9 protein-coding genes and 1 pseudogene are annotated in these 10,147 nt (G+C 68.4%); 3 read left to right on the top strand and 7 right to left on the bottom strand.

The window, feature by feature from the left end; genetic code table 11:
* The 5 genes from CV1CTNOD_RS23870 to CV1CTNOD_RS23850 form a co-directional block, all read right to left on the bottom strand.
* On the bottom strand, positions 1–865 hold an 865-nt coding region (locus tag CV1CTNOD_RS23870; protein ID WP_347402984.1), incomplete at its 3' end, for an SCO6880 family protein.
* Between the two features lie 7 nt (positions 866–872).
* Positions 873–2,135: a hypothetical protein gene (locus CV1CTNOD_RS23865; protein ID WP_242606981.1), complete on the bottom strand. Its 1,263-nt coding sequence runs from the start codon at positions 2,133–2,135 to the stop codon at positions 873–875.
* 122 nt (positions 2,136–2,257) lie between these two features.
* Positions 2,258–2,788, bottom strand: coding sequence for a hypothetical protein (locus CV1CTNOD_RS23860; RefSeq protein ID WP_131788183.1), 531 nt, complete (start codon positions 2,786–2,788; stop codon positions 2,258–2,260).
* A 357-nt stretch (positions 2,789–3,145) separates the two neighbouring features.
* Positions 3,146–3,574, bottom strand: coding sequence for a DUF6112 family protein (locus tag CV1CTNOD_RS23855; RefSeq protein WP_131788182.1), 429 nt, complete (start codon positions 3,572–3,574; stop codon positions 3,146–3,148).
* A 43-nt stretch (positions 3,575–3,617) separates the two neighbouring features.
* The gene (locus CV1CTNOD_RS23850) at positions 3,618–5,828 is read right to left on the bottom strand and encodes a MinD/ParA family ATP-binding protein (RefSeq protein ID WP_131788181.1); all 2,211 of its coding nucleotides are present in this window, start codon (positions 5,826–5,828) and stop codon (positions 3,618–3,620) included.
* A 371-nt stretch (positions 5,829–6,199) separates the two neighbouring features.
* Here CV1CTNOD_RS23850 and CV1CTNOD_RS23845 point away from each other — a divergent pair, with 371 nt between their 5' ends.
* From CV1CTNOD_RS23845 to CV1CTNOD_RS23835, 3 genes are read left to right on the top strand one after another with little or no spacing between them, the layout of a single operon-like run.
* Complete coding sequence (locus tag CV1CTNOD_RS23845) at positions 6,200–6,418, top strand: helix-turn-helix domain-containing protein (protein ID WP_131788180.1); 219 nt, start codon at positions 6,200–6,202, stop codon at positions 6,416–6,418.
* 26 nt (positions 6,419–6,444) lie between these two features.
* Positions 6,445–7,092 (top strand): hypothetical protein, encoded by a 648-nt coding sequence (locus tag CV1CTNOD_RS23840; RefSeq protein WP_242606980.1) that lies wholly within the window; start codon positions 6,445–6,447, stop codon positions 7,090–7,092.
* A gap of 15 nt (positions 7,093–7,107) precedes the next feature.
* Positions 7,108–8,103 (top strand): bifunctional lytic transglycosylase/C40 family peptidase, encoded by a 996-nt coding sequence (locus CV1CTNOD_RS23835; protein WP_131788178.1) that lies wholly within the window; start codon positions 7,108–7,110, stop codon positions 8,101–8,103.
* A 161-nt stretch (positions 8,104–8,264) separates the two neighbouring features.
* On the opposite strand, the gene CV1CTNOD_RS25160 is transcribed toward CV1CTNOD_RS23835, so the two are convergent.
* Both CV1CTNOD_RS25160 and CV1CTNOD_RS23830 read right to left on the bottom strand, forming a co-directional pair.
* The gene (locus tag CV1CTNOD_RS25160; protein ID WP_165485699.1) at positions 8,265–8,423 is read right to left on the bottom strand and encodes a hypothetical protein; all 159 of its coding nucleotides are present in this window, start codon (positions 8,421–8,423) and stop codon (positions 8,265–8,267) included.
* Positions 8,424–8,723: 300 nt separating this feature from the next.
* Positions 8,724–10,147: pseudogene (locus CV1CTNOD_RS23830) on the bottom strand (hypothetical protein); the annotation flags it as partial.

Raw genomic sequence — 10,147 nt, 5'->3', positions numbered from 1 at the left:
GGGCGCGTGGTGGCAGCCAACCGACCGTGTTGATGGACGCCCTGGCCAGCGCCGCCTCCATGGTGCGCAGCTCGCCGAGCAGGACCGTGCAGGCCGCGTGGTCACCACCACCGGCGCGTTGAACCGCACGCCGTACGTCGCGCGCGCGGAGCTGGAACGACAGAAAGGTCTCATGCCGCTGAGCGACCGGGCCGGCGGCGTCGATGACCTCCTGGTATGCCTCGGCCGCCCACGAGCCGTCATGGTGCCCCCGGACCCGCCAGTGCCGTTGTAGCTGGTCACCGGAGTCCGGCAGCGTGCGTTCCAGCCACTGGATGCGGGACAGCCGCCCGCCGCCGATGGTCAGCCCGGCGAGCAGCTCACCCCAGGCGTCCACCCTGGCCTGCTGGTCACCGGACTCCAGCAGCGCGAACTGGCTACCCTGCACCTGCAGGACCGCCGTGAACGTCCCTCGTCTGGCGTCCTTGACCACCGCCACGTAACGGCCGTTGCCAACCGGTACCGACAGCATCACCAGGGATGACAGAGGTCCGGGAAGCGCGGTCTTAGACAGATGGTCGGAGCTGTTGCCGGTTCTGAACAACGCCCCACGGAACACCGTCTCGCCCATCACCTTCTGCATCGTGAAACCGAAAAGGATCGGCACCCACTGATCGAGGTTACGGTCGTCGACGCGGACGAACGCGATGAACCCCAGCGCACCGGCCAGTGCGATCCACCCCGGGGCAAGTATGACCGGGGATCGCAGCGCCCCGAGGACGCACAGCATCACGCCGACCATCAGACCCAACTGGGGCCAGCGCATGCCGAGCAGGATGCCGCCGCGTTCCAGCGGTCCGAACCGGTAGGTGCGTTCGGCAACCACGCTCTGCTCAGCCTCCCCCGGTACGTGTGGGGTGGACGGGTGGCGTCAGTGAGGTTACCTTAGGTGACATTGATGGTGACGCCGCGGTGGACGGCACGGCTCGGGGAGCCGCGTGGGAGATACGCGCGGAGGTGCCGGTAGCGCTCGGCGCCGTGACCCGGTTGCCCGCGCCGGTTGCCGAGCGAGTCCGTGGCGCGGGCGAGCCGACGCCGACGCGTCCCGCAGATCCACCCGCGGAGCGGGCCGCGGCCTGCGCCAGCTGACCGCCGCCGGCCCGGCCTGCCCGGGCGAGGGGGGTACCGACCCGCGTTGCCGGGCTGACAGCGGACCCACGGCGGCCGCCCGCTCTGGCCATGGCGCCGGCGCCGACCGGAGCGAGGTCGCCGGTGAAGGGCCGGCCCGCGTCCACACCCGATCCGCTGCGCTGCCGGTTCTGCAGCCGTCCACCGATACCCCGGAAGGTCTCTCGCGACGACGAGCCGAGCAGCGCGCCGGCGCCATGGCCGAAACTCGCCGCGCCGCGCTTTCCCGCCGAGCTGATCGCCTGCATCAGTTGAACGTCGGCCATCCCGATCACGTGGAGAAGAGCGAGCGGCGAGAACACTGCAGCGGCCATGATTACAATGCCGCTGAGAATGGTCAGCGTCTGGTCCATGGCCGACCCGGTCGAGTCGCTGGCAACGCTTGCACCAAGGGTGAAGATCGCGTAAATGACGGGCTTGGCGAAGACGAGCGCGGCGAGGATCTCCACAGCCCGTTTCATCCAGTTGCGGGTCGACATCGCCGGCTGCCCGGCCAGGTACAGCGGGATGAACACCGCAACTACGATGATCGCTACTTTGCGGATGTAGAGGACGAGGAAGAGTGTGAACGAGAACAACGCCACGAGCAGCGACAGGACCATGTCAAGCGCGAAGTTGTCCTGTTGGGGGAGAGCCCGCAGTTGGGTGACCAGGCTTGCGCCCAGGGGCGCACCGTCGCCGAACGCTTCGGATATACCGTCGGCTGCGGAAAGCACCATCTGCAGCAGGGCCAGCACGACGAAGGAGCCGAAGATTGCGGTACCGGTGGACGCGAGCGCACGGCCCAGCAGATGCGCGTCCCCCCGGATTGCCCCGACGATGCAGGCGCACATGAACAGACCCGTGACGGCCAGGATCGCCACACCGAAGACAAGGTTGTAGTTCCTGACGACATAGTCCTGGTTCAGGTCGATCGCGGTCTTCTTCGCGGCGAAGTTGAACACGGACGCCGACAGATCCGCCGCCATGTTCGCGAACGCGGCACCCACCGATTTCAGGAATTTTCCAGTCCCATCAGAAGCAGCGCCTGTAAGTGGAGTGAATGGGTTAAAGCTGATTGCGAGTATATTACCGCTATCAACTCGGACACTCATGATTGCGGGCCTCCCACATAAGTGAACCGCTGGTACCCCTCGGCAGCTCTTTCTGTTATGGAAGGACCGCCTGGACCATCACTAGCATCTATGATTTTCCAGTCATCCTCAAGCCAGCGCACTGTACATATATCGGTTCCCCAGCGTACTTGGGGGAGTAGTTTCGCATCAGTATTATCGTAAGCCCCGAAGCTGGCTGAAGACCAGATAGAAACGGTGGCTGAATCGGGTGTTTTTTGTTGAACCTCGAACCCGAGGACGCGAGAGTTAAAGCTGATTTTTGGATCACTGATAGAACTTACACCGTAGCTGATAGAGTTGTTTTTATCAACTTCGATGATGCGGTTTGCGAGTTTATTTGCTACTGATATCTCAGATATTGAATTAAATATTGCATAGATGTGCGATGGTTCGCGATTGTATGCGGCAGAGTAAGCGGCGACGTAATTGCCGCAGGCGCTTATGGCGCCGGCTTCGGTGTGGGGGTAGCCGACGGGGATCCCGAACTCGTTGACGTGGGTCGGCATGCCTGGTATCTGTCGGGCCGCTTGCGTGGGAGGCGCGGTGGCCTCGCTCCCGGTCGGACTGGCCCTGGGTACCGCGGTGGGAGGCACGGCTTTCGGCGCCGCCGATGTCGGACGGATGTCTATACGTGGCGCAGGCTGCCCTTGGATGCCTGCCGAGTAAGAGGAGGGGATCATGTAGCGTCCAATGAGGATGCCGGCCGTCACAGTCACCGCTCCGGTTGCCACCAGGAGGCCGACGAGACGGCGCACGGGCCAGTCAGCCTGGTTGACCAACATCCCCTCCCTTGGTGACGACCTCGGACGCGGCTACTCGTGAGACGACAGCGGACCCATCATCCCAATATCAGCCGGTCGGCATCACGAGAACCGGTCAGAAGACCTATGGCGAAGTGCCTGGACGTGGTCCGCGGGATCGATCGTCTGGACGATGGCCGGCTTGTCCAACCCCTGCGGCTGCTCGACAGGGCCGGACGATGCGGTCGCTCCGGTGGCGAGGAAGAAGTTGACGACGGCGGCCGTGGCGCCGACGAGGAAGGCCAGCCCGAAGCCTGCGAGTACACCGCTCTTACCGATTGCCGAGGTGCGGTCGAGACCCATCCGCTCGCCGAGTGCCCAGGCGATTCCGCCGAGCAGCACGGACGCCACGGCAGCGATCACGGCGTATGCGGCGAGGCCGTTGACGAGATCCTTGAGGGCGTTGATCCCAGGGGCCTTGGAGTCGTCGGGCTTGACCTGTACCTGTGCCAGGACGACCGTCGCCTGCGCGGTTACAGTATGGACGATCATCGCTGTTCCCTTCTGTGCTCAGGCCGGCGCGTAGGTCGTCGGATCATACGCCCGGAATCAAACCGCGATCTTCGGAGGTGACGATGGCAGCGACGGTTGTGTCGTCACTCTCACCGCCCTCGAGATCTGCGTTGTCGCGATCACCACACGCGTCGACGATGGTTGCGGCCAGCCGGAGAAATGCCCGCCGGCTGCGCCACCGCAGCCGGGAGAAGGCGATCGGCGTGCGGCTGTCGGGCGCTGCGCCTGCGCTGTGCCGGCGACCTGTGCGGGTGTGCTCGGGTACTTCGTCGTCGAGCCGCACGTCGTAGGGGATGCGCACCATCGCGTCGACTCGCCGGGCCAGCTTGGCCGCGGCCGAGCGGGTCTGCGGCGACCACCGTCCGCGTCGGACCGACATCGCGACTACGATCACCACCGGTGGCGGGCCCGCGCGGCGGGCACGCAGGCTGGTTGTGTCACGCAGGGCGGCCGACGCTTCTGCCAGATCACCGGGGAGAGCCGGTACGACCAGCAGGATCACATCTGCGTCGCGGAGTGTGATCGAAGCGAACTGTGTGTCCCAGTCCAACGGGGTGTCGACGAGCACCAGCGGGTATGCCTGTTCCAGAGTGCGCAGGCCGGCGGCGAGTACCTGGGGGGTAGGTGGGCCTGGCATACCGGCTGCTACCAGAGGAGCCGGTTGCGTCCTGGTGTCGCTGAAGGGAACCGCAACGGCACCGCTGGGACCGGTCGCTCCCGGTCCGCCTGACGCGGCCTGCCCAGTGGGGTGGTAGGGGCCGGTGGGATGGTGGACGCCGGTGGGGCGGTAGGCAGGCAGGACGTCGAGGCCCCCGGCGGCCGCGACGGGCGTGGATGTCCCGCCGGCATCACCACTGATCAGCCAGCGAATCTCCCTGGCCGGTCGTGGTGTTCCGCCGCGGCGGGCACGGTAGGAGATCGAGTCCGTGACCAGGTCACTGAGCGTTGCTGACGGACGGACGCCGACACGTTCCGCGAGCGATGCGCTGAACCCGGCGTCCGTGTCAAGGTCACCGATGGTCTCCGTGCGTTCCAGGTCACCGGAGATGTCGAGGGCGACCACGGGTTCGGCGCGGATGTTGGCGAGGGTCATCCCGAGCATCGCCGTGACGGTGGTGCGTCCCGAGCCGCGGATCAGAGAGGTGACCGCGATCCGCCATGAGCCTTCCAGCGGCGCGGCGACCCGGTCGGCGAGGGACTCCCGGATGGGGATTTCCTCCCAGGGCTCCAGGTCGTTGACGTCGCGCCAGGGCTCCTGCCAGGGCCACAGTTCGCGGCTGCTGTGGGGCTCACGTACCGCCGGAAGCGGTGCCGACCGCCGGTTGGTCGCCGCCGGCTCGGGTTCACCCGGTGCCGACGGGAGCGCCGAACTCGAAGGCCCAGCAGAGGGCGACTCAAGCGGTGCGGCCGGCGCTTCGGCCTGCGGGGCGGTCGAGGTAGCTGCCGGCTGTGCCGATGGTTGGGCTGCCGGCTGGGCGGGCGCCGAGGGTTTTGCCGTCAGTGGCGGTACGACCGCCATGCGGGGAGCGTGCACGGACGGCCGACCCGAGGGTCGTGCCGCGGCTGTGGGACGGCTGCCTGACCCGGTGACGAACGGCCGTACGGCCGGTGCGTGGTCGCTGCCCGGTGCGGATTCCCCCGGACCCGCCTCCCGGGTAGTCGGACCCGATGCCTCGGCACCGTCCGTGGCCGGTGCGGTGCGCCCTCCAGGGACGCCGGAGTGGTGGACGGCTTTCGGCCGGCCGTCGCCGGCGCGTGTGCCGGCCGATCCCGTGGTGGGCGCGCCGGTCGGTTCCGTGGTGGGGGGGACTACCGGGGTTCGGGCATCCGCGGCCTGTGCGGCGCCCGGTCGGCCGGCGTCGGTCTGCTGCTCGTCGACTCCAGGACCGGCGTTCGCAGTATCGCCCGTGGTCACCGCGGGGTCACCCGCTGGCTGGGCTGGGAGGTTCCCGGCGGCACCGTCGGCTTCCGGCGTCGTGGGTGGTGGATCAAGAGTGTCGAGGGTGGCCGACGCGTTGACCGTGACCGGAGCCGGGACGGCAGGCTCTTCGGGGTCGCTGAGGGTGACCGCTGGGGGTGTGGCGGGGCTTCCGGCGTCCTGCAGCATGAACGCTTCGTCCTGGCGCGGGTCGTCACCACCGGCGGGAACGCTCTCGCTCGGAGCGCCGCGCAACCGGCGGCGCAGGCGCCTGGTGACGCGTCCGGTCTGTGTGTCCTCGCCCGTGCCGGCCATAGAAGTAGATCTTGGTATTGACGGACTGCCGCTGGTTGCGGTGCTGGGGGAGGCCGGGTCACGGGTCGTCGAATCCGGCCGTGGGCTCGGTGCGGGGATGCGTGTACCGATCAGTGAGACGGGACGTGCGTCACCGTCATCGCCGTAAGGCTCCTGCGACACATCGGTCACGCGCTGTCGACCTCCGTGATATTCTCCGACTGATTGGTGCCCATTACTGCTGCTTGCGGTTGCTTGGCTCGAACTTCGGACGGATCGATGTAACACGAGCAGTTCGAGTATGACAAGGCTCCTTTGGGGGTCGTCAGGGTGGCTTGGGTGGGTGTAACTTCCTGCGCCGGCGGTATGTGCTCGGAGAGGGAGGCCGTCGCGTGGCACAGGAGGGCGTCTCGGTGACGGCGTTCGCGGCAGGCAGGGATCCCGCAGACGATGACGTGCTGACGGTCGACGAGCTGGTCGTGTGGTTGCGGCTGTCGCAGAGCACGGTGCTCAGACTGCTGTCCGAACGGGAGATCCCGGCCCGCAAGGTCGGTCATCAGTGGCGGATCCGCCGCGGTCGGGTCAGGGACTGGCTGGATGGCAGGGAGTGATCCTTTCCGGCATGTCTGTCGGGCGGATGCCCACACGGGGTGCGTCCAGACTGTCCGTGCTGCTGGCAGCGGCACCGTTGCTGATATGTGGCGTGTCGGCCTGCTCGGCCGTGCGCGACGTCGTGGCGCGGGCGAGCACCGCCCCGTCCGCGACCGGACCGCCGCCGGCCGCGAGCCAACCGCCGGGCCCTCCGCTTGCCACCGCATCACCGCCGGCCTCCGCTCCGCTCGACACCCATGATCCCGGAAGTGTCGCGGGGGACTGCTTCGCTCGCTGGCAGTCCTACGACACACGGACCGACAGCGGGCCGGACGCCGGTCTGCTGCGCGCCCGCGCCTGCATGACCCCGGATTTCTTCGCCCAGCTCGGCGGGGACCGCCTGGCCGCCGCCACCGAGGGGCCGGCTCGGGCGTGGCTGGAGCTGCGGGCGCTGGGGAGCCGGTCCACCGTCGAGGTGCTCGCGACCTCCCCGCTGGGCGGTACCGACACCACTGCCACCGGTCGGGCCGTGCTGCTGCTGAACGTCCGGCGCACGACCGTGAGCGACCGCGTCGGCGACCGGGCCGAGACGGTGTCGAACCCCACGCTCACCCTGCTCCGCCAGACCGACGGCACCTGGCTGGTGGCCGGCGCGGATCTGGCGAACTCCTACGGCGACGCGCCGGGCCGCTAAGCCGTGGCCCCGGACATGGATCGCGCGCGCCGGCGCCGGCAACGGTGGATGCTCTGGGGTGGCCTGGGTCTGGTCGGTACCGCCGCCGCGTTCGTCTTCGGCGTCACGGCCATCGTCGTGATCATCGCTGGTCCGTTCATCGAGAACAACGGCTCCGACGAGCACCGGACGATCAGGAACTCCGACGGCATCCCGCCGGAGTACCTGCCGCTGATCGTCGAGGCGGCGAACAACGCCGGTTGCGCCGAAGTGTCCCCGGCGGTGCTGGCCGCCCAGCTTCACCAGGAGTCCGGTTTCAACCCGAACGCCCGGTCCGGTGTCGGCGCGATGGGCATTGCCCAGTTCATGCCCGAGACCTGGGCCATCCACGGCCACGGCGACGTGTGGAACCCGGCCGACGCCATCCCCGCCGCGGCCCGCTACGACTGCGCCGTGGCCGCGGCGACCGCGTCCGTTTCGGCGGACCCGCGGGAGAAGATGCTCGCGGCCTACAACGCCGGGCCGGGTGCGGTGCTTGCCTACGCCGGGGTTCCGCCGTACACGGAGACCCGCAACTACGTCCGGACCATCCTCGCCCAGGTACAGGTCTACGGCGACGCCATCGACGCCATCAACGGCGGCACGGTGTCCGCGTCCGCCGTGGCCCCGGTGCTGGAGTTCATGGAGAGTCAGATCGGCAAGCCCTACGTGTGGGGCGCGACCGGGCCGGACGCCTGGGACTGCTCCTCGCTGGTGCAGGCCGCGTACCGGCAGATCGGGGTGTCGCTTCCGCGGGTCACCGTCGACCAGATGCGGGCGGGTCCGCAGGTGTCCGCGGTGGATCCGCAGCCCGGTGACCTGCTGTTCATTCCCGGGGCCGACGGCACGCCCGCGGCGCCGGGCCACGTCGGGATGTATGTCGGGGACGGCCGGGTGATCGCCGCGAAGGGCGCCCGCTGGGGTGTGGTCGAGTCCGACCTGTCGGACTGGACGTCGATCGTGGCGGTCACCCGCCCGCTGGCCGCCACGTGACTGGCCGTTACGTGAGAGGTGGGCCCGTTCCGTCCGGGCGTGTCCGCGTGGGCGCCGCCGTCCGGGTATCCCGCATAACCCCGGCCGCCCCTCCGGGCATGATCGGAGGAATCCGCCGGCTTCGCGGCGGGAGCGGCGGACGGTGATCTGCGTGTCGCGACTCATGCGACGTCGGTGACGAAGCGGGACAGGCCCTCCGCGGCGTCCCCGAGCACGTTGACCGCCGAGCGGAGCACGTAAGCGGCATCACTTGGCGTGTTCGCCAGATAAAAGATCAGAAGGGCGAGCAGGGACAGGTGCGTCAGTTTCTTCACGGTCATGCCGGACCTCGCGGGAGACGGGGTGGACAGGCGCCGTCCACGCTCACCGGAGCCTCCCGCCGTCCACGGTGCTCCGACACGTTGATGACTCGTTTGCGTAATCGGATGGCTACTCTGGGCACCTTCTGTCCGGGAACCTGGGCACGTGGCTGCGTTGGCAGGCACGGTGCTGAACGTCGCCGTCATCGTTCGATGTCCTTAAGGATCATGACGTCCGCAAGCGACCAGGTGTGTCTGGGACGGTGCGAGATGAGGTTGGAATGAGGACGGTAAGGCGTGCGTCGGGAGTGCCTGACGGTGTCAGGAGTGCTTGAGGATGGTGGATATGATGCCGTCCCGCCCGACCCTGCGGACGACGCCGCCGTACTGGGCGATGTAAACCGCTCCGGTACCGTCGACGGCAATCCCGGTCGGCGCGTAGACCCGCGCCTCGCGCGCGTCACCTCCGTCACCGGCCTCGGTGGCGGTATGCGATCCGGCGAAGGTGCTGATCCGCCCGGTGGTCGTGTTCACCAGACGGACCACGTTGCCCGTGTAGTCGGCGATGTAGAGATCACCGTCGGGAGCCAGCGCGATCCCGGCGGGATCGCCGAGTGTCACCTCGGTCGCCGGGGAGCCGTCCCCGACGCTGCCGACCGGTGGTGGCGAGGCAGCGGCTGTCGACGCGGACGACGGTGCGCTTGCCACTGGTGGTGGTGTGCCCGCGAAGCGGGAGATGACACCCTTCGGACTGATCTTCCGGACCGTTTTCGCCTCCCGCTCGAGGACGTAGACGGTGCCGTCCCCGGCGATGACGATGTCCGTCGGGTTGGTCAGCAGGGCGTTGACGGCCGGACCGTTGTCACCCGAGGTTCCCTTGGCAGCGGTGCCCGAGTCTGTGACCGAGCCCGCGGCCGCAGAGCCCGCGACCGCAGCGATCCTGCCGGTTGCGATCGTGACCCGCCGCACTCGGGCGCCGTCGGAAACGAGGACGTCGCCGTTCCTGTCGACTGCGACTCCGCGTGGATACGACAGTTCCGCGGCGGTCGCGGTCCCGTTGTTTCCCGTGAATCCATCCACGTCCGGGCCGCTGCCGGCCACCAGGGCGATCGCGCCGTCTTTTGCGATCTTGAAGATCTGGCCGTCGGAGGTGCCGGTGGCGACGTAGATCCCACCGGCCTTGTCGACCGCCACGGCGACCGGCGAGTCCAGTACCTTCCTGCGGGCATCGGTGTCGGCCGTGGGCTGCGGGGACGCCCCCGGCGTCACCGTTGACGACGGCTTGCGTGCGCCGGCCAGCCACTGGACGGCTCCGGCCTGGCTGAGGGCCAGTACGCGACCGGCACTGCCGTCCGACACGACGATGGTCCCGTCGGGGCCGATGGCGAGGCCGTTCACCTGTGCAAGATCGAGTTTGAGGGCGGGGCCGCTGTATGCGGCCCGGCCGGGTTGCGGGTCGGAACCGGTGCGTGCACGCGTGAACCCGACGGCGACGGCAACCAGTGTGATCACAAGGACACCGGCCCCGATCCGGTTACGCCGCTTCCCGAACACGGCGACCGCACCGCGCACCCCGGAGCCGCGCACCCCGGAGTACTTTCGGCCCGGCTCCCGGCTGCCCGCCAACGTGTCGTTCGGGAGCTCACCAGGCGGTGGATCCGTTGCCGCAGCCGGTGAGGCGTCCGGTGGTCTGACCCGCCGTGTCGTGGCGGTACCCGTGTCCACGCCGGATGCCGACCACCACG

The sequence above is a fragment of the Protofrankia symbiont of Coriaria ruscifolia genome (assembly GCF_900634745.1).
Classification (GTDB): Bacteria; Actinomycetota; Actinomycetes; order Frankiales; family Frankiaceae; genus Protofrankia; species Protofrankia californiensis.
Note: the sequence above shows the minus strand (reverse complement) of the source record. Positions and strands in the feature narration are given on the sequence as shown.

What these genes read in the sequence shown, in the direction of transcription:
- CV1CTNOD_RS23860 (WP_131788183.1), bottom strand. Translation starts at nt 2,788, where the DNA reads ATGCCGACCCACGTCAACGAGTTCGGGATCCCCGTCGGCTACCCCCAC.
- CV1CTNOD_RS23850 (WP_131788181.1), bottom strand. Translation starts at nt 5,828, where the DNA reads ATGGCCGGCACGGGCGAGGACACACAGACCGGACGCGTCACCAGGCGC.
- CV1CTNOD_RS23840 (WP_242606980.1), top strand. Translation starts at nt 6,445, where the DNA reads ATGCCCACACGGGGTGCGTCCAGACTGTCCGTGCTGCTGGCAGCGGCA.
- CV1CTNOD_RS23855 (WP_131788182.1), bottom strand. Translation starts at nt 3,574, where the DNA reads ATGATCGTCCATACTGTAACCGCGCAGGCGACGGTCGTCCTGGCACAG.
- CV1CTNOD_RS23865 (WP_242606981.1), bottom strand. Translation starts at nt 2,135, where the DNA reads ATGGCGGCGGATCTGTCGGCGTCCGTGTTCAACTTCGCCGCGAAGAAG.
- CV1CTNOD_RS23835 (WP_131788178.1), top strand. Translation starts at nt 7,108, where the DNA reads ATGGATCGCGCGCGCCGGCGCCGGCAACGGTGGATGCTCTGGGGTGGC.
- CV1CTNOD_RS25160 (WP_165485699.1), bottom strand. Translation starts at nt 8,423, where the DNA reads ATGACCGTGAAGAAACTGACGCACCTGTCCCTGCTCGCCCTTCTGATC.